General features: G+C 68.1%; 17 protein-coding genes. 11 read left to right on the top strand and 6 right to left on the bottom strand.

All coding sequences use genetic code 11. The features are described 5' to 3' along the window. Nucleotides 1-29: 29 nt before the first annotated feature. Entirely contained in the window at nt 30-1151 is a 1122-nt protein-coding gene (locus WKW77_RS16290) for a helix-turn-helix domain-containing protein (RefSeq protein WP_340357892.1), read from the bottom strand. Between the two features lie 193 nt (nt 1152-1344). Between WKW77_RS16290 and WKW77_RS16285 the strand changes: the two genes are divergently transcribed. The 7 genes from WKW77_RS16285 to WKW77_RS16255 all read left to right on the top strand — a co-directional run bounded on the left by WKW77_RS16285 (nt 1345) and on the right by WKW77_RS16255 (nt 9015). Further along, nucleotides 1345-1836, top strand: a complete 492-nt coding sequence (locus tag WKW77_RS16285) for a (2Fe-2S)-binding protein (RefSeq protein ID WP_340357891.1) — start codon at nt 1345-1347, stop codon at nt 1834-1836. Nucleotides 1837-1847: 11 nt separating this feature from the next. Further along, the gene (locus tag WKW77_RS16280; protein WP_340357890.1) at nt 1848-4289 is read left to right on the top strand and encodes a xanthine dehydrogenase family protein molybdopterin-binding subunit; all 2442 of its coding nucleotides are present in this window, start codon (nt 1848-1850) and stop codon (nt 4287-4289) included. Between the two features lie 20 nt (nt 4290-4309). Beyond that, on the top strand, nt 4310-5101 hold the full coding sequence (locus WKW77_RS16275; RefSeq protein ID WP_340357889.1) for an FAD binding domain-containing protein: 792 nt from the start codon (nt 4310-4312) through the stop codon (nt 5099-5101). Nucleotides 5102-5196: 95 nt separating this feature from the next. Then, nucleotides 5197-6129, top strand: a complete 933-nt coding sequence (locus WKW77_RS16270) for an AAA family ATPase (RefSeq protein ID WP_340357888.1) — start codon at nt 5197-5199, stop codon at nt 6127-6129. A gap of 53 nt (nt 6130-6182) precedes the next feature. After that, nucleotides 6183-7331 carry a vWA domain-containing protein gene (locus WKW77_RS16265; RefSeq protein WP_340358004.1) on the top strand — a complete coding sequence of 383 codons (1149 nt, stop codon included), beginning with the start codon at nt 6183-6185 and terminating at the stop codon, nt 7329-7331. Between the two features lie 36 nt (nt 7332-7367). Further along, the gene (locus WKW77_RS16260; protein ID WP_340357887.1) at nt 7368-7970 is read left to right on the top strand and encodes an SRPBCC family protein; all 603 of its coding nucleotides are present in this window, start codon (nt 7368-7370) and stop codon (nt 7968-7970) included. Between the two features lie 34 nt (nt 7971-8004). Beyond that, nucleotides 8005-9015 (top strand): XdhC family protein, encoded by a 1011-nt coding sequence (locus WKW77_RS16255; RefSeq protein WP_340357886.1) that lies wholly within the window; start codon nt 8005-8007, stop codon nt 9013-9015. 13 nt (nt 9016-9028) lie between these two features. Here the strand turns inward: WKW77_RS16255 and WKW77_RS16250 are convergent, their stop codons facing one another. Continuing rightward, a complete protein-coding gene (locus WKW77_RS16250) occupies nt 9029-9253 on the bottom strand; it encodes a hypothetical protein (RefSeq protein ID WP_340357885.1) in 225 nt (74 codons plus the stop codon). A 182-nt stretch (nt 9254-9435) separates the two neighbouring features. On the opposite strand from WKW77_RS16250, the gene WKW77_RS16245 reads away from it, so the two are divergent. Genes WKW77_RS16245 through WKW77_RS16230 form a run of 4 tightly spaced genes read left to right on the top strand, consistent with a single transcriptional unit; the run spans nt 9436 to nt 12818 of the window. Further along, a complete protein-coding gene (locus WKW77_RS16245; RefSeq protein WP_340357884.1) occupies nt 9436-10434 on the top strand; it encodes a zinc-dependent alcohol dehydrogenase in 999 nt (332 codons plus the stop codon). 28 nt (nt 10435-10462) lie between these two features. Then, nucleotides 10463-10876, top strand: coding sequence for a 6-pyruvoyl trahydropterin synthase family protein (locus tag WKW77_RS16240; protein ID WP_340357883.1), 414 nt, complete (start codon nt 10463-10465; stop codon nt 10874-10876). Continuing rightward, nucleotides 10873-11937 (top strand): glycosyltransferase family 4 protein, encoded by a 1065-nt coding sequence (locus WKW77_RS16235; protein WP_340357882.1) that lies wholly within the window; start codon nt 10873-10875, stop codon nt 11935-11937. The genes WKW77_RS16240 and WKW77_RS16235 overlap by 4 nt, the downstream gene beginning before the upstream one ends. Further along, nucleotides 11934-12818, top strand: coding sequence for a class I SAM-dependent methyltransferase (locus tag WKW77_RS16230; RefSeq protein WP_340357881.1), 885 nt, complete (start codon nt 11934-11936; stop codon nt 12816-12818). The genes WKW77_RS16235 and WKW77_RS16230 overlap by 4 nt, the downstream gene beginning before the upstream one ends. 9 nt (nt 12819-12827) lie before the next feature. Here the strand turns inward: WKW77_RS16230 and WKW77_RS16225 are convergent, their stop codons facing one another. The 4 genes from WKW77_RS16225 to WKW77_RS16210 all read right to left on the bottom strand — a co-directional run bounded on the left by WKW77_RS16225 (nt 12828) and on the right by WKW77_RS16210 (nt 17330). After that, entirely contained in the window at nt 12828-13721 is an 894-nt protein-coding gene (locus tag WKW77_RS16225; RefSeq protein WP_340357880.1) for a RibD family protein, read from the bottom strand. 115 nt (nt 13722-13836) lie between these two features. Continuing rightward, nucleotides 13837-14538 (bottom strand): glutathione S-transferase family protein, encoded by a 702-nt coding sequence (locus tag WKW77_RS16220; RefSeq protein WP_340357879.1) that lies wholly within the window; start codon nt 14536-14538, stop codon nt 13837-13839. Next, nucleotides 14535-16175, bottom strand: a complete 1641-nt coding sequence (locus tag WKW77_RS16215; protein ID WP_340357878.1) for a (2,3-dihydroxybenzoyl)adenylate synthase — start codon at nt 16173-16175, stop codon at nt 14535-14537. Before WKW77_RS16215 ends, WKW77_RS16220 begins: the two co-directional genes overlap by 4 nt. A gap of 15 nt (nt 16176-16190) precedes the next feature. Further along, on the bottom strand, nt 16191-17330 hold the full coding sequence (locus WKW77_RS16210) for an FAD-dependent monooxygenase (protein ID WP_340357877.1): 1140 nt from the start codon (nt 17328-17330) through the stop codon (nt 16191-16193). Nucleotides 17331-17378: the final 48 nt, after the last annotated feature.

Genomic DNA, 17378 nt, shown 5'->3' with positions numbered 1-17378 from the left:
GGCAAACCGCACGAACGTCGCGGACGAATTCAGCGGGCGCGGCGGCTTCTGGGAAGCTTGCGATAGACGGTCGCGCGGCTGATGCCGAGCGCGCGCGCGGCCTCGGCGACGTTGCCGCGGGCCTCGTCGACCGCCTTTCGGATCAGCGCGGTTTCGACGTCCCGCAGCCGCGAACGGCCGCCGCCTTGCGAGGGCGCCGCCGGCTGGTTCGGGAGTTGCGCCCGGACCTGCACCCGCAGGCCGGACCACAGCGGCACTTCAAGCACCGCATCGCCGCGCCGCGCCGCATCGAAGAGCATCTGCGGCGGGAGCGCGAAGAGGTCGTTGCAGTTGAGCGCGAGCCCGGCGCCCAGCGGCTGATGGAGCATGTGCCGCGCGGCCGCGTTGGCGCCCGTCACGTAGCCGTCCGCGTCGATGCACAACAGGCCCTCCGCATCGGCGCCCGGCGCGCAACCCGGCCAGCCGATGCGCAGGCGCAGTTCGCAGGGATGCCGCTGGAGCAGCGCGTTCTCGATGCTGCGGGCCGACAGGACGGCCAGATGCCGCAATTCGGGCCGCTCGACCACCTGCACGCCGGTCAGGTCCAGCATGCCGATGCATTCCCCGAGCGGGCCGAAGAGGGGTGAGCCCGCGCAGCTGTAGACGCTGGTGTCGTCGAAGAAGTGTTCGCCGCGATGCAGCCAGACCGATTCGTGCTCGGCCAGCGCCGTGCCGATCGCGGTAGTGCCGACCGCGCGTTCCGACAGGTCCACGCCGACGCGTGCGATGTCGCGCGCATGGCGCGCGGCCGGATCGCTGCCGCCGGGCAGCGCGCCGACATCGACCACGATGCCGTCCGCGTCCGTGAGGATCGCGAAGTAGCGTGTGTCCGCAATCGCGCGCGAGAGCTGTTCGATCACCGGCCGCGCAGCCGTGACCAGCGCGCGGTTGCGCTCCGCGACACGCAGCGCAGCCTGCGCCGACACCGGGTCGAAGCCCACGCGCTCCCCGGGCTGCCGCCCGGCTGCGAGGCAGCGCTGCCACGAACGCAGCAGCCATGGCTCGATCCGCGTGCCTGGGGCGGCGGCGGGCTCGCCGTCGATCCATTCCCGCCGTGCCTGGGCGATGGTGATCGAGCGCTCTGGCAGCGGCGAGGCGAGGGATGCGGTCATCGTGCGGGGTCCGGGCCTGAACGGCACCTGTTGGGGCGGATGCATTGCCAACCGGCAAGCTGTTTCATTTTGAGAATTTCAAGTGGCCCACGCAAGCGGCTAGGGTTTTGCCTAGGGTTCCGCTCAGGTGCGGCGTCCAAGATTCATCTGGCCGAAAACAGCCATCTCTTCCCTTTACAACGGAGACAGCCACATGCAGGTTTCTTTCACGGTCAACGGCCGCGATGTCACGGTCGACGCGCCTCCCAACACCTTCCTGGTCCAGGCGATCCGAGAGCACCTCCATCTCACTGGCACGCACGTCGGCTGCGACACCGCGCAGTGCGGCGCGTGCACGATCCACGTCAACGGGCGTGCGGTGAAGTCCTGCAACGTGCTGGTCGGGCAGGTCGCCGGCGCGAAGATCACGACCATCGAAGGCATTGCCCAGCCTGACGGCACCATGCACCCGATGCAGGCGGCCTTCAAGGAGTGCCACGGCCTGCAATGCGGCTTCTGCACCCCGGGCATGGTGATGAGCGCCATCGACCTGTGCACCTACCACCCCAATGCGAGCGAGACCGAGATCCGCGAGCTGCTCGACGGCAACCTCTGCCGCTGTACGGGCTACCAGAACATCGTCAAGGCGGTCCAGATGGGCGGCAAGGCGATGTCCGAACCCGCCAAGGCCCCGGCCAACGTCTGAGGAGACAAGTCATGGGTGCATCCGACTTCTCCAGCCTCCCGCACATCGGCGAGGCGCTGCGCCGCAAGGAGGACTACCGCTTCCTCACCGGCGCCGGCCAGTACACCGACGACGTGACCCTGGCCAACCAGGCGCACGCGGTGTTCCTGCGTTCGCCGCATGCGCACGCGAACATCAAGTCCATCGACACTGCGGCCGCGCTCAGGATGCCCGGCGTGGTCGGCATCTTCACCGGCAAGGACATCGACGGAAAGATGGGCGGCCTGCCCTGCGGCTGGCTCATCAACAACCCTGACGGCACCCCGATGAAGGAGCCGCCGCATCCGATCCTCGCGATCGGCAAGGTTCGCTACGTGGGCGACCACGTCGCCATGGTCGTGGCCGAGACGGTCGAGCAGGCGAAGAACGCTGCCGAGTCGATCGTGGTCGACTACGAAGAGCTCCCGGCGCTCGTCAGCGTGGCCGATGCCGCGAAGAAGCAGAGCGGCGTCGTGATCCACGATCAGGCGCCGGACAACCAGTGCTACAAGTGGGCGATCGGCGACAAGGCCGCGGTCGATGCGGCGTTCGCGAATGCGGCGCACGTGACAAGGCTCGATCTCGTCAACAACCGGCTCGTGCCCAACGCGATCGAGCCGCGCGTCGCGATCGGCAGCTACAACCGCGCGAACGACGAGTACACGCTCTACGTCTCCAACCAGAATCCGCACGTCGAGCGCCTGCTGATGACCGCCTTCGTGCTCGGCCTGCCCGAGCACAAGGTGCGCGTGATTGCGCCCGACGTGGGCGGCGGCTTCGGCTCGAAGATCTATCTCTATGCGGAGGACGTGGCCCTGACCTGGGGTTCGAAGCAGCTCAACCGCAACATCAAGTGGACGGCGGAGCGCTCGGAATCCTTCCTCTCCGACGCGCACGGTCGCGACCATGTGAGCCATGCCGAGATGGCGATGGACGCCAACGGCAAGTTCCTCGCCTTGCGCGTGCACACCGACGCGAACCTGGGCGGCTACCTGTCGACCTTCTCGACCGCGATACCGACCATCCTCTACGCGACGCTGCTCGCGGGGCAGTACGCCACGCCGCAGATCTACGTCGAGGTCGACGCGTGGTTCACCAACACCGCGCCGGTGGACGCCTATCGCGGCGCGGGCCGGCCCGAAGCCACCTACCTGCTCGAACGGCTCGTCTCGCGCTGCGCGTGGGAAATGAACCTCGGCCAGGACGAGATCCGCAAGCGCAACTTCATCACCGCTTTCCCGTACCAGACTCCCGTGGCGCTGCAGTACGACACGGGCGACTTCCATGCCTGCATGGACAAGGCCCGCACGCTGGCCGACGTGGCCGGTTACGCGCAGCGCAAGTCGGCGAGCGAGGCCAAGGGCAAGCTGCGCGGCATCGGCTATTCCAGCTACATCGAAGCCTGCGGCATCGCACCGTCGAACATCGCGGGTGCGCTCGGTGCGCGCGCAGGCCTGTTCGAATGCGGCGAGATCCGCGTGCATCCGACCGGCAGCGTGACGGTGTTCACCGGCTCGCACAGCCACGGACAGGGGCATGAAACCACCTTCGCGCAGGTGGTGGCCGCGCGACTGGGCATTCCGGTCGAGAACGTCGACGTGGTGCACGGGGATACGGGCCGCGTGCCCTTCGGCATGGGCACCTACGGCTCGCGCTCGATCTCGGTCGGTGGCGCGGCGATCATGAAGGCGCTCGACAAGATCGAGACCAAGGCCAAGAAGATCGCGGCGCACCTGATGGAAGCGAGCGATGCCGACATCGAATTCGCCAATGGCGAGTTCACCGTCAAGGGCACCGACAAGAAGATCGCCTTCGGCCAGGTCGCGCTCACCGCCTACGTGCCGCACAACTACCCGCTCGACAAACTGGAGCCGGGGCTCAACGAAACCGCGTTCTACGACCCGACGAACTTCACCTTCCCGGGCGGCACCTACATCTGCGAAGTCGAGGTCGACAAGCAGACCGGCGAAGTCAAGATCGACCGCTTCACCGCCGTCGACGACTTCGGCACCATCATCAATCCGATGATCGTGGAAGGGCAGGTGCTCGGCGGGCTGGTGCAGGGCATCGGCCAGGCGCTGATGGAGAACTGCGTCTACGACAACGAGACCGGCCAGCTCCTCACCGGCAGCTTCATGGACTACGCCATGCCGCGCGCCGAGGACTTCCCGATGTTCAAGCTCGACACCGTGTGCACGCCCTGCACCCACAACCCGCTGGGCACCAAGGGCTGCGGCGAGGCGGGCGCGATCGGTTCGCCGCCGGCGGTCATCAACGCGGTGCTCGACGCGCTCGCGCCGCTGGGCGTCAAGGACTTCGACATGCCGGCTTCGCCCTACCGCGTGTGGGAAGCGATGCAGAAGGGCAGCAGCCCGACCCATCAACCGCAGCAGCCCTCGCTGGCCGCCAGCACGCAAGGCCGCCCGGCTCCCTGAACACGGAAAGGTTGAACACCATGTACGCCTTCACTCTCGAACGTCCCACCACCCTGGCCGATGCGGTCAAGCTCGCCGCGGCGGGTGCCAAGCCGCTCGCCGGCGGCCAGACGCTGTTGGCCTCGATGAAGCTGCGGCTGTCCGCCCCCGAGCAATTGGCCGACCTGAGCGGCGTCAAGGAACTCGCGGGCATCAGCAAGTCGGGCGATGCGCTCGTGATCGGTGCGATGACGCGGCACGTCGATGTCGCGAACAACGCCGACGTCAAGGCCGCCTTTCCGGCGCTCGCATGGCTCGCCGATCACATCGGCGACCGGCAGGTGCGCGCCATGGGCACCATCGGCGGATCGGCCGCCAACAACGACCCGGCCGCGTGCTATCCGAGCGCGGTCCTCGCGACCGGCGCGACGGTGATCACCACCCAGCGCGAGATCGCAGCCGACGATTTCTTCCAGGGCCTCTTCACCACCGCGCTGACAGACGGCGAACTCATCAAGGCGATCCGCTTCCCGATCCCGAAGCGCGCCGCCTACGAGAAGCTGCGCCAGAAGGCGTCGAACTTTCCGCTGGTGGGCGTCTTCGTCGCGCAGTTCGACGGCGGCGTGCGCGTGGCGGTGACCGGTGCGGGCAATGGCGTGTTCCGGCACGCTGGGCTCGAGCAGGCGCTCAGCAAGGCTTTCACGCCGGAATCGGCGGCGTCGGTGAAGATCGATTCGAGCGATCTCAATACCGATCTGCATGCTTCCGCTGCGTACCGCGCCAACCTGATTGGCGTGCTGACGCAAAGGGCAGTCGCCAAGGCGTCGAGTTAAGGCTTCCGGTAGCGGCTTCGCGGCTGCGGGGCCTTCTCCCCGCAGCCTGCGTGCGCGCGCCGACGCGCAATGCCAAGAGCCCTTAAGCTGCTCAGATGACCGATCAAGATACGCCCCCGGCGGCTTCGCCGTTCTTTTCCATCGACGCCGTCGTGCAGGCGCTCCAGGGCGCCGGCTACTACGCGGACCGGCGGCTCGCCACGGCGGTGTTCCTCGCGCTCAAGCTCCAGCGGCCGCTGCTGCTCGAAGGCGAGCCCGGCGTCGGCAAGACCGAACTGGCGAAGGCGCTGTCGACCGCGCTCAGCCGCGAACTGCTGAGGCTCCAGTGCTACGACGGCCTCGAACAGCGCGAAGCGCTCTACGAATGGAACTACGCCGCGCAGTTGCTGCACATGCGCGCCGCCGAGGCGCAAGGCATCTCCACCGATGTCGAATCGGAGGTCTATCAGCCGCGCTACCTGATCCGTCGCCCGCTGCTGCAGGCCCTGCAGGCGCCTGCGCCCGGCGCGGTGCTGCTCATCGATGAAGTCGACCGCGCCGACGAGCCCTTCGAGGCTTTCCTGCTGGAGTATCTCGGCGAATATCAGGTCAGCATCCCGGAACTCGGCACCATCCGTGCGCTGGTGCCGCCGGTCACCATCCTCACCAGCAACCGCACGCGCGAACTCAACGATGCGGTGAAGCGCCGCTGTCTGTACCACTGGCTCGACTATCCGGAGCGCGAGCGCGAACTGGCGATCGTGCGGGCACAGGTGCCGCAGGCGAGCGCCCTGCTCTCCGAGCAGATCGCGAACTTCGTCGGCCGGCTGCGCAGCACCCCGTTCGCGAGCGCGTTCCAGCGCGGCCCGGGCATCGCCGAAAGCGTCGAGTGGGCGAAGGCGCTGGTCGCGCTCGACACCCTCGAGCTCGACCCCGAGATCGTGGTCGACACCGCCGGCATCCTCTTCAAGCAGCGCGACGACGTCGCCGCGCTGACGCACGCCATGGCGACGGATCTCCTCAAGCCCGAGGAGGAGGCTTCGTCTTGAGCGAAACCGTCCATCAGCTCGGCGACGCACGCCGCGGCAAGCTGGCGGGCAACATGCTGGGCTTCGGCCGCGCGTTGCGCCGCGCGGGCGTGCGGACCGATTCGATGCGCATCGCGCTCGCCGCCGAGGCCGCGACGCTGGTCGGTGTCGAGAGCCGGCTTGATCTCGCTGCGGCGATGGAAGCCGTGATGATCAGCCGCGAGGAAGACCGGCTGGTGTTCCGCGAGCTCTTCGACGCGTGGTTCCGCGATCCGGAGCTGGCCAACAAGCTGCTCGCGCAGATGCTGCCCAGCGCCGAAGGCAAGGCCGAGCCGTCCAGGCGCCGCCCGCGTGTACGCGAGGCGCTGGCGCCGCCGCGCGAAGGGGCGCGTGCGGCGCAGAACGAGCGCGAGGTCGACTTCGACGCCGCGATGACCGCGAGCGACCGTGTGCGCATCCATCACGCTGATTTCAATGCGCTCGGTGCGACCGAATACCGGCTCGTCGAACGCCTCGCGCGCGACATCGCGCTGCCGATCCCCACATTGCCCGCGCGCAGGTTGCGTGTCACCGGCGATGCGGGCGCGCATTCGCGCATGCACTGGCCCGGCGTGCTGCACGAGGCGGCGCGCACCGGCGGCGAGATCCTGCGCCTGCCGCGTTGGGCGAGGCGCAAGGAACCGCTGCCGCTCCTCGTGCTGGTCGATGTGTCGGGCTCGATGGAGCGCTACGCGCGGCTCCTGCTCGCGTTCCTGCACGCCTCGACACGGCACTCCGGCCGGCGCGACGTCTTCGCCTTCGGCACGCACCTGACCGACCTGACCCCGGCTTTCCGGCTCGCCGACACCGACTCGATGCTCGGCGCCGCGAGCGAGGCGATCGACGATTTCGCCGGTGGCACGCGGCTGGGCGAATCGCTGGTCGAATTGCACCGCCGCCATGCGCGGCGCCTCACCGGCCGCCGCACGCTGGTGCTGGTGATCAGCGACGGTCTCGACACCGGCGAGCCGGACGTCCTCGACAACGAACTGCAATGGCTCAAGCGCCATTCGCGGCGCGTGCTGTGGCTGAACCCGCTCTTGCGCTACGAAGGCTATGCACCCCTTGCGCGCGGTGCGGCCATCCTGCACCGCCATGCAGACGCGATGCTGGCGGTCCACAATCTCAGCGCTCTGGAACAACTGGCGGCCAGCCTCGCAGCCCTCATGCGGTCGGGCCGCTAGCCCGCTGCGACAAGACACCCACAAGGAAGATTCATCATGGAAATGCTCGGCAACCGCAAGCTCGGGATCACCCAGCAACAGGCCTGGGACGCGCTCAACGACCCGGAGACGCTGAAGAAGTGCATTCCCGGCTGCGACAGGTTCGAGTTGACCGGCGACAACGAATACAGCGTCGGGCTCGCGGTCAAGATCGGTCCGGTCTCGGCCAAGTTCAACGGCAAGGTCACGCTGTCGGACATCCAGGCGCCGGAAAGCTACAAGCTCACGTTCGAAGGGCAGGGCGGCGTAGCCGGCTTTGCCAAGGGCGCGTCGGGCGTGTCGCTCAAGCCCGCCGTGGATGGGGTCGAAGGCTGCGAGCTCGACTACACGGTGCAGGCCCAGGTGGGCGGCAAGATCGCGCAGCTGGGGCAGCGACTCATTGACGGTGCCGCCAAGTCCACCGCCGACGATTTCTTCAAGCGCTTCGAGGCCGAGATGCAGAGCCGCTACGGTCCGCCGCCAGCGCAAGCTTCAGCCGAAGGTGACGCCGAGCCGGCCGAGAAGGAAGGCGCGATGGCCGGCTTCATGCGGAAGATGGGATTCGGCAAGAAGGACAAGGGCGAGGAAGGCGACGCAGCAGCCGAGAAGCCTGCCGACTGAAGGACGAGAGAGCCCGAGAGACTGAGAGAGAACTATGGAAAACCTCGATGTGATGGTGCTTCGTGCGCTGCGCGACTGGCGACAGGCCGGCCGCCGCGGGCTGCTGGCGACGGTGGTGCGCACCTGGGGCTCGTCGCCGCGCCCGATCGGATCGATCATGGCGATGGCGGAAGACGGCGCGGTCGTCGGCTCGGTGTCGGGCGGATGCATCGAAGACGACCTGATCGCGCGCTACACCCGCGCGCATGGCGACGGCGTCATGCCCACGGGCGCGCCGGCCTTCGTCAAGTACGGCATCACCGCCGATGAGGCGCATCGCTTCGGGCTGCCGTGCGGTGGCACGCTCGAGCTGCTGCTCGAATACGACCCCGATCCGGCTTCGCTGGATACCCTCGTGGCATCGCTCGAACGTGGCCGCCTCATGCAGCGGACGGTGACGCTCGCGGACGGATCGGTGAAGTTGAACGAAGCCTCTTCGCCCGCGGCGCTGACGGTCAACGACACGGAGCTGGTCAACACCTTCGGCCCCGAGTACCGCATGCTGCTGATCGGCGCGGGGCAACTGGCCGAGTACCTGGCGACGATGGCGCAGTTCAGCGGTTTCGCGGTCACGCTGTGCGACCCGCGTACCGAGTACCAGACCTCATGGAACGTGCCGGGCGTGACGACCACCACCGAGATGCCCGACGACGCGGTGACCGCCTTCAAGCCCGATCGGCGCAGTTGCGTGGTCGCGCTCACGCACGATCCGAAGCTCGACGACCTCGCCTTGCTCGAGGCGCTGCAGACGGAGGCGTTCTATGTCGGCGCGATCGGCTCGCGCCGCAATGCCGAGGCGCGGCGCGACCGCATGATCGAGCACTTCGATCAGACCGAAGCCTCTCTCGCTCGCCTGCGTGGGCCGATCGGCATCTACATCGGCAGCAAGACGCCGCCGGAGATCGCGGTGAGCGTGATGGCGGAGATCCTCGCGGTGAAGAACGCGGTGCAGTTGCCGCGCGAAGCGGCGGTCGCCGTGGCGAAGGCGGCCGCGGCGGCTGTCTGATGTCTGAACCGCGCTAGCGGCGGGTGTCCGTCAGTCCGCCGAGAAAGGTGGTGCTGCGGCCCATCGCGCGGCGGATGTCCTTCGATTCGAGCGATTCGCTGCGCGACATCGAGAACAGGAAGAAGCCGGCGACGATCGCGACGCACAGTGCTGCCGCGATGAGCAGGCCAGCCAGCGAGCCGAAATGGAAAGCGAGTGCGAGAAGGCCGAGATTGGCGAGAAGGACGATGGCGCGCATGGCGTCACAGGCTATCAGAGAACCGTGACGGGAACAGTGCCGAATGATGCGTAAAAACACTGAAGACTTTCTTGTACGCACGCGCGGCATGCCGGTCGACGGAGGACTGCGGGGGTCGTCGTCTTAAGATCGGCTTCCGTCGGTTGATTGAGGGTCGCTCGCGGCAGCGGGCGTTGCGAACGATGCCTGCATATCCGTCCCACGACATTCCGGGTGGCGCCAGGGCTTGCTGGATCGAGGCGCCCGGCCGGGCGGCGATCCGTGCCGCGACCATGCCTTCCCCGGCGGCGGGGCAGGTGGTGATCCGAGCCCTTCACTCCGCAGTCAGCCGAGGCACCGAGATGCTGGTGTTTCGCGGCGAGGTGCCGGCGACCGAATTCCAGCGCATGCGCGCGCCCTTCCAGGAAGGGGATTTCCCGGCGCCGGTGAAGTATGGGTACGCCAGCGTCGGCATCGTCGAACACGGGCCTGAAGCATTGAAGGGCCGTCACGTCTTCTGTCTTCATCCGCACCAGACCCGCTATGTCGTTCCGGCGGATGCGGTGCATGTGTTGCCCGAGGGCCTTCCGCCCGCGCGCGCGGTGCTGGCCGCGAACATGGAGACTGCCGTCAATGCCATCTGGGACGCTGCGCCGCGTTTGGGCGATCGCATGTCGGTGGTGGGCGGCGGGGTGGTCGGGCTGCTGGTCGCCTGGCTCGCGGGGCGCGTGCCGGGCTGCAAGGTGGAACTCGTCGACGTGCGCGCCTCGCGTCGATCGCTGGCCGAAGCGCTGGGCCTCGGCTTCGCGCTGCCGCAGGACGCGGCGCCCGATGCCGACCTCGTGGTCCATGCGAGCGGGGACCCTCAAGGCCTTGTCACCGCGCTGAAGCTCGCAGCCTTCGAGTCGACCGTCATCGAGATGAGCTGGTACGGCGCGCGCGATGTGCCGCTGCCGCTGGGCGAAGCGTTCCATTCGCGCCGGCTCACGCTCCGGAGTTCGCAGGTCGGCCATGTGGCGACCGCCCAGCGTGCGCGATGGGACCGCGGCCGACGGATGGCGCTGGCGCTCTCGCTGCTGTGCGATCCGGTGCTCGACGCGCTCATCACCGACAGCGCACCCTTCGATGAATTGCCCGCGGTGCTCGAACGGCTGTCCAGCGGCGCGCCCGACACGCTCTGCCAGCGCATCGACTATTCCTGAATTCACTCTTCGCATCCGAAAGGCCCCCATGTACAGCGTCAACGTCCGCGACCATTTCATGATTGCCCACAGCTTCACCGGCGAGGTGTTCGGGCCGGCCCAGCGCCTGCATGGCGCGACTTACGTCGTCGATCTGGAAATGCGCCGCGCCGAACTCGATCCCGATGGGGTGGTGGTCGACATCGCGCTCGCCACCGAAGTGTTGCGCCGCGTGCTCGGCGAACTTAACCTGCGCAACCTCGACGACGATCCGGTTTTCAAGGGCAGGAACACGACCACCGAATTCATGGCGCGCGTGATCTTCGACCGCGTGGCCGCATGCATCGCTGCCGGCGAACTCGGCGCACATGCGGGCGGCCTGTCGAGCCTGCGCGTGCGCCTGAACGAATCGCACGTGGCGTGGGCGGCCTACGAGGGCGCATTGCCTGCGCGCGCGTCGTGAACGGGCGTTGCAGCTTTCTCGTGCCGGGCGATCTCGGCGCACGCACCGGCGGCTCCACCTACGACCGGCATATCGTCGATGGCCTGCGGACGCTGGGCTGGCATGTCGATGTGCGCTCGCTCGGCGATGGTTGGCCGGTGCCTGACGATGCGGCCATGGAGGCGGCCCGTCTGGTCGTGGAGGCATTGCCCGACGACTCGGTGGTCGTCGTGGATGGGTTGGCCTTCGGCGCGATGGCCGACGTTGCAGAGGCCCATGCGAAGCGCCTGCGGTGGGCGGCGCTCGTGCATCACCCGCTCGCGCTGGAGACCGGGCTCGACGCCGATACGCAAGCGATGCTGTTCGACAGCGAACGAAGGGCGCTTGCGACCGCGCGTGCCGTGATCGTCACGAGCCCCTCGACCGCGCGCGCGCTGGCCGCGTACGACATTCCGGCCGCGCACGTCTCAGTGGTCGAGCCCGGCACGGCGCCGGCACCGCTCGCCGCCGGATCCGGCGCAGGCGGACTGCACTTGCTGAGCGTGGCGAACGTGAGCCCGCGCAAAGGTCATGGCCTCCTGGTCGACGCGCTCGCCGAGCTGCGCGACCGGCGCTGGGTCCTGGACTGCGTCGGCAGTCTCACGATGGATGCCGCGTGCTCCGCGGCGCTCGTCGATGCGATCGATCGCCACGGCCTGCGCGATCGGGTGGCGCTGCATGGCGAGCAGGACGAAGCGGCGCTGGATGCGTTCTATGCGCGCGCCGATGTCTTCGTGCTGCCGTCCTTCCATGAGGGCTACGGCATGGCGCTCGCCGAGGCGCTCGCGCGTGGCCTGCCGGTGATCAGCACCACGGCCGGCGCGATTCCGGACACCGTGCCGGCCGATGCGGGCGCGCTCGTGCCGCCCGGCGACCAGTCGGCGCTTCGCGCGGCGCTGCAGCGCTTGATGGACGACACCGCCTGGCGTGAACAGCTCGCGGCAGGCGCGCGGGCGGCGCGTGACCGGCTGCCGACCTGGGCGGACAGCGCGGCCCGCTTTGCGATGGCGCTGGAAGCCCTCCAGACCGCTGGCGACGAATGAGCGGCTTCAGCGCCGACTGGCTGGCATTGCGCGAATCGTTCGATCGCGAAGCGCGTCGCGCTGCTTCCAGTTCGTTCGATCTCGGAGGCCTCGCGGCACGCCTGCGCGGCGGGGACTCGGTGTTGACGGTGCTCGATCTGGCCTGCGGCACCGGCGCGAACCTGCGCGAACTCGCGCCTCGGCTCGGCGGCGTGCAGCGCTGGACGCTGGTCGACCACGATCCGCGATTGCTGGCGGCCGTGCCGGGCGCGATGGCGTCATGGTGCCGGACACAGGGCCTGTCGCTGGTCGCGAGCAACGGCGGTCTCCGCTTCGAAGGGCCCGGGCTGACGGTCGAGGTCGAGATGCTGACCTGCGATCTCGCGCAACCCTTCGACGCCGCGTCGTTCGGCCGTCATCGACTGATCACCGCGTCGGCGCTGCTCGATCTCGTGTCGGCACGATGGATCGATGGATTGGCCCAGTGCGCGCGGGATGCCGAGGCTGCGCTGCTGTTCGCATTGAGCGTCGATGGCTGCGTCGAATGGCAGCCCCCGCTTTCAGGCGACGAAGAGATTCATCGCCTGTTCGCTTCGCATCAGCGCCGCGACAAGGGCTTCGGCCCGGCGCTTGGCGGCGACGCGGTTCAGCATGCCGCGGCGAGGCTCTCGGCCTTGGGCTACGAAGTGGCGCAAGCGGCGAGCGACTGGCACGTCGACGGCACAAATGGCGCGCGTTCGATGGCCATGCTGCGCGCCATGATCGAAGGCGCAGCGGCCGCAGCGCAGGAGCAGGATCCGGCGGTCACGTCGATCGAAGGCTGGATGGCGCGGCGGCTCGAACGGATCGCCTCGACGACCTTGCGTGTCGGTCATCGCGACCTGCTGGCGACCTTGCCTTGAGGCGCGCGTTCAGCCGTTCTGGCGCGGCCCCGTCTCGCGCAGGTCGAGGTCCCACAGCACGTCCTCGCCCATGCGGAACACACGCCCTGACGGCCGCAGGCAGTCGCGCATCGCGGCACTGCGCGGAATCTGCAGCCCGGGCCGTCCGGAGCCGATGACGACCGGCGCGATGCTCAGGTGCAGCCGGTCGAGACAGCCCTGTGCGATGAAGCGCGAGACCGTGACGCCGCCGCCCTCGACGAAGAGAACCCGCAGATCGCGTGACGCGAGTTCGGTCACCAGCGCGCGCAGGTTCAGCCGGCCTTCGCCGTCCACCAGCGCGGGAACGCCGAGCACCTGATCGGCGCCGAAGCGACGGGCCGCTTCTGCGGCGCGACGGGCATCGCAGGCAAGCAGGGTCGGCGCGAGCCGGTCCGACAGGGCGCGCAGCGTGGGCGTCAGCCGCAGCGCCGGATCGATCAGCACCCGCACCGGATGCCGTCCCTCGACGTGCCGCGTGGTGAGCTGCGGATCGTCGAGGGCTGCCGTGTTCGCGCCGACGATGACTGCATCGCAGAGCGCGCGCAGGCGATGGAGATGCACCAGCACTTCGCGGCCGTTGACGTAATGCGAGTCGCCGTTGTGGGTGGCGACGTAGCCGTCGAGGCTCTGGCCGAGTTGGCCGATGATCCACGGGGCGCCTTCGCGCGGCCGGTCGAGCAGCGGCTTGATGAGTTCGAAGAGTTCGACCGCAGCGTCGTCCCACACGCCGCGCAGGGAGAAGCCGTGCGCCGCGTCGCCGGCCAGCGGCGCATTGGCATTCCACGGGAGGCGCGCCAGTTCGCCACGGCGATGCAGGGTGATGTCGAGGCACAGGGGCCAGAGCGCATCGACGCCGGGCGTGGCGGTGGGGGTGGGCATCATGGTGAGCGGATTCTTTGGGTGGGACCGTGTCGTGCCTGTCGGGAGGATACCCGCGCAGGCGTGGCCGCGCGCCTACCGCCACGCCGGTTCGGCCTCGCGCACCGGCGCTGTGGCGTCAACGCCGAGCCGGCGGCGCGCCGGTGGGGGAGGGCGATGGCGAAACGCCCTGCGCGAGCGCTGCGGCATGTTGCTCGGCGAGCGCGCGTCGATAGCCTTCGCGCTGCTGCAGGCGCTCCCAATAGGCTGCAACCGCCGGCGGGAAGTGCTCGGACAGGCGCACTTCGCCGGCGAGCATGAGCGCGTAGCCCACCGAGACGTCGGCAGCGGTGAAGCGGTCGGCGCAAAGATAGTCATGCTGTTGAAGTACCGCGTCGATGCCGCGCAGCCGAGCCAGGAACCACCTGGCGTAGTCCTCGGCGGCCTGCGGAAGCTTGCGTTCGTCGGGCTCGAAGTATCGGTAGCGCAGCACGATGGTCTGCGGAAAGGTGAGCGTGGCCTCGCCATGGTGCAGCCAGTTGAGCCAGGCGCCGAAGCCAGGTTCATCCGGGCGTAAGGCGAGCCCGCGTGCGTTGTCCGGATCGCAGCGATGCGCGAGGTACTGGCACGTCGCGGCCGATTCGGTCATTCGCGTTTCGCCATCGATCAGGTAGGGAATGGTGCCCAGCGGATTGATCTCGAGATAGCTGCGCTGCAGGATGCGCGGCGGAAAGGGCAGCATGCGCAGTTCGTAATCCTTGCCCGATCTGGCGCCCAGTTCCTCGAGCATCCAGAGCGGCCGGAACGAACGAGCGCTCACGCAGTGGTAGAGGACGATCATGCGTTCGCCTGCGCCAGGATCCGTTCGCGCAGTTCGCGCTTGAGGATCTTGCCCACCGGGCTCACCGGAAACTCCCGCATGATCTCCAGCCGCTCCGGCAGCTTGAAGGACGCGATCTTCTGCTGGCGCAGGTAGGCGATGAGCTCGTCGAAGCCGAGCGTCGCACCCGGCTGCAGGATCACGCAGGCGCAGGCCTTCTCGCCGAACACGGGGTCGGGTAGCCCGACCAGCGCGACCACCTTGACCTGCGGCATGCCGAAGATCAGGTTCTCGATCTCGTCGCAGCTGATCTTCTCGCCGCCGCGGTTGATGAGGTCCTTGCGCCGGCCTTCGGTGAAGACGTGGCGCCCGCGCTTTCGCACGATGTCGCCCATGCGGTAGAAGCCGTCTGGCGTGAAGGCCTCCGCGTTCTTCTCCGGCGCGTTGTAGTAGCCGCGGATGGTGTAGGGGCCGCGCGTGACCAACTCGCCGGGCTCGCCGTCGGGCACTTCGCGGTCGTCGTCGTCGAGCACCTTGATCTCGTCGTATTCACTCACCGGCGCGCCAGAGCTTTCGAGCAGCAGATCATCCGGGTCGTCGAGTCGCGTCATGTTGATGAGCCCTTCGGCGGTGCCGTAGATCTCCTGCGGCGTGCAGTGGAACTGTTCCCGCAGGCGCATGCGCAGCTCGGGCGCGAGTCGCGCGCCGCCGTTCTGGATCACCTTGATCGTCGAGCGGTCGAAGCGCGCCGGCACGTCGCTGTTGATCCAGTTCGAGATCAGCGGCACCACGCTCGCGATGACCGAGACGCGCTCGCGCTCGACGGTGGCGAATATCTCTTCGATGTCGGTGCTCGCGGCGATGACCACCGTGCCTCCCGCATGGAAGGTGCCGAGCATGCCGGGCGAGGCGAGGTTGTAGTTGTGTCCGAGCGGCAGGATCGCCATGAACACCGTGTCGCGGTCGAATCCTGCCGTGTGCGCGCACAGGCGCGCGTTGAGCACGTAGTCGTTGTGCGTGCGCGGGATCAGCTTCGACACCGATGTGGTGCCGCCCGAGAGCAGCATGGTCGAGACGTCGTCGGGCGAGGGGCGCACCGCGTCGAGGCGCTGCCCGAGCGCGTGGGCGTCGATCGTGCTGCCGTCGATCAGCGGCGCCAGCGCGCGCTGCCCCGGCGCGGGCTCGCCCGCGACGATGACGTGGCGCAGGTGCGGAGACTCCGCCGCCATCTCCGCCGCCATCGCCCGGTAGTCGAAGCTGCCGATCACGTCGGGCACCAGGTACGCCGCAGCGCCCGAGGCACGGATGAAGTGGCGCACCTCGTTGTGCCGATGGGCGCGCAGCGCCATCACCGGGATCGCGCCGATCCGGTTGAGCGCGAGGTAGGCGATGACGAATTCGGGCACGTTCGGCAACTGCATCACCACGCGGTCGCGCGGCTTCAGGCCGAGGTCGAGCAGGGCCACGGCGAGCCGCTGCGACGATCGCACCAGGTCCGCGTAGCTGATGCGCCGCTCTTTGAACACCACCGCCGTCTTGTCCGGCATCGTGCGCATGGTGCGCTCGACCATCTCGGCGACCGTGATGTCTTCCCACAGCCCCAGCTTTCGGAACTTGTCGGCCGCCTCGGCGGGCCAGGGCACGCAGCCTTCGAGCATGGTGGATCCCTCCGGTCAGAAGCTGAGTTCGGGGTGCAGTTTCTCGTACGCCGCAGCGAGTTCCGGATCGCGCTTGCGCACATCGTCATGGTCCACGCGGCCGCTGCGCGTGACGTAGTCGTAGGCGAAGGAGATCGGATCGAGCGGCAGCTTGGGGCCCAGGTTCTCGTACCACTCGGTGCTCTTGATCGCGGCCTTCTGAAGCGAGTCGGAGCCGGGCTGGCGGATGCGAACGAATTCCTCCAGCAACTTCGGCACATCGTTGCCGCAGGTCTTGAACGCATCGAAGAGCGCGATCGAGTCCTGCATCGCGAGCCGGGTGCCGGAACCGACCGATGGATGGCCGGTGCGCAGCGCGTCGCCGATGAGCACGATGTTGCGCCAGTGCCAGTGGCGGTTCTTCACGATGGTGTAGCGGAACCAGCTCGACTTGTTCGACAGCAGCGGGTGGCCCTGCAGGTCCTCGGCGAAGACCTTCTCGCACCACGCGAGGCTCCGGGCTTCGCTCATGCGGCCGAGTCCGGCCTTCTCGAAAGTGGCCGGGTCGACTTCGACGAGGAAGGTGCTGTGGGTGCGGCTGTAGCGGTAGGTGTGCGCGATCGCGAGTCCGTCGGCGTTCTGACGAAAGATGAGCGACAGCGGGTCGAAGAGCTGCGTGGTGCCATACCACGCGAGCAGGTTCGGACGCTCGTCGAGCGTGGGCTCGAAGTGCTCCTTGAAGCGCGTGCGGATCGCGCTGTTGGCGCCGTCGGCGGCGACGATCAGGTCGGCATCGGCGAAGGCACCAATGTCTTCCACGCGCTGCTCGAACTCGATGGCGACGCCGATCTTGCGGCAGTGCGTGTGCAGCGCCTTCAGCAGGTCGATGCGTGCCATGCGGTGGAAGGTGTTGTGCGCGAGCGTGACATGCACGCCCTGGTGCACCACCGCCATCTCGTCGAACACCTCCTGGTTGTGCGTCATCGCGTCGTAGAGCGCGGGCGCGATGTCGCGCACGAAGGCGAGCGCGACGTCGGAGAACACCACGCCCCAGCCGTAGGTGGCGCTTTCGGGATCGCGCTCGTAGACGCGGATGTCGTGCGACGGATCGCCCTGCTTCATCAGGTAGGCGTAGAACAGGCCCGCGGGGCCGCCGCCGATGATGCGTATCTTCATCTCGTTGTCTCTGTGTTCGCTGTGGTAGTGACCGCCATGCTAAAGCTA

The organism is Variovorax ureilyticus (assembly GCF_037889935.1).
Classification (GTDB): domain Bacteria; phylum Pseudomonadota; class Gammaproteobacteria; order Burkholderiales; family Burkholderiaceae_C; genus Variovorax; species Variovorax ureilyticus.
The sequence above is the reverse complement of the archived record's forward strand: the minus strand, read 5'-3'. Positions and strand labels throughout refer to the sequence as shown.

Coding starts and splice junctions, on each gene's coding strand:
- WKW77_RS16290 (WP_340357892.1), bottom strand. CDS start 1,151: ATGACCGCATCCCTCGCCTCGCCGCTGCCAGAGCGCTCGATCACCATC.
- WKW77_RS16285 (WP_340357891.1), top strand. CDS start 1,345: ATGCAGGTTTCTTTCACGGTCAACGGCCGCGATGTCACGGTCGACGCG.
- WKW77_RS16280 (WP_340357890.1), top strand. CDS start 1,848: ATGGGTGCATCCGACTTCTCCAGCCTCCCGCACATCGGCGAGGCGCTG.
- WKW77_RS16275 (WP_340357889.1), top strand. CDS start 4,310: ATGTACGCCTTCACTCTCGAACGTCCCACCACCCTGGCCGATGCGGTC.
- WKW77_RS16270 (WP_340357888.1), top strand. CDS start 5,197: ATGACCGATCAAGATACGCCCCCGGCGGCTTCGCCGTTCTTTTCCATC.
- WKW77_RS16265 (WP_340358004.1), top strand. CDS start 6,183: ATGCTGGGCTTCGGCCGCGCGTTGCGCCGCGCGGGCGTGCGGACCGAT.
- WKW77_RS16260 (WP_340357887.1), top strand. CDS start 7,368: ATGGAAATGCTCGGCAACCGCAAGCTCGGGATCACCCAGCAACAGGCC.
- WKW77_RS16255 (WP_340357886.1), top strand. CDS start 8,005: ATGGAAAACCTCGATGTGATGGTGCTTCGTGCGCTGCGCGACTGGCGA.
- WKW77_RS16250 (WP_340357885.1), bottom strand. CDS start 9,253: ATGCGCGCCATCGTCCTTCTCGCCAATCTCGGCCTTCTCGCACTCGCT.
- WKW77_RS16245 (WP_340357884.1), top strand. CDS start 9,436: ATGCCTGCATATCCGTCCCACGACATTCCGGGTGGCGCCAGGGCTTGC.
- WKW77_RS16240 (WP_340357883.1), top strand. CDS start 10,463: ATGTACAGCGTCAACGTCCGCGACCATTTCATGATTGCCCACAGCTTC.
- WKW77_RS16230 (WP_340357881.1), top strand. CDS start 11,934: ATGAGCGGCTTCAGCGCCGACTGGCTGGCATTGCGCGAATCGTTCGAT.
- WKW77_RS16225 (WP_340357880.1), bottom strand. CDS start 13,721: ATGATGCCCACCCCCACCGCCACGCCCGGCGTCGATGCGCTCTGGCCC.
- WKW77_RS16220 (WP_340357879.1), bottom strand. CDS start 14,538: ATGATCGTCCTCTACCACTGCGTGAGCGCTCGTTCGTTCCGGCCGCTC.
- WKW77_RS16215 (WP_340357878.1), bottom strand. CDS start 16,175: ATGCTCGAAGGCTGCGTGCCCTGGCCCGCCGAGGCGGCCGACAAGTTC.
- WKW77_RS16210 (WP_340357877.1), bottom strand. CDS start 17,330: ATGAAGATACGCATCATCGGCGGCGGCCCCGCGGGCCTGTTCTACGCC.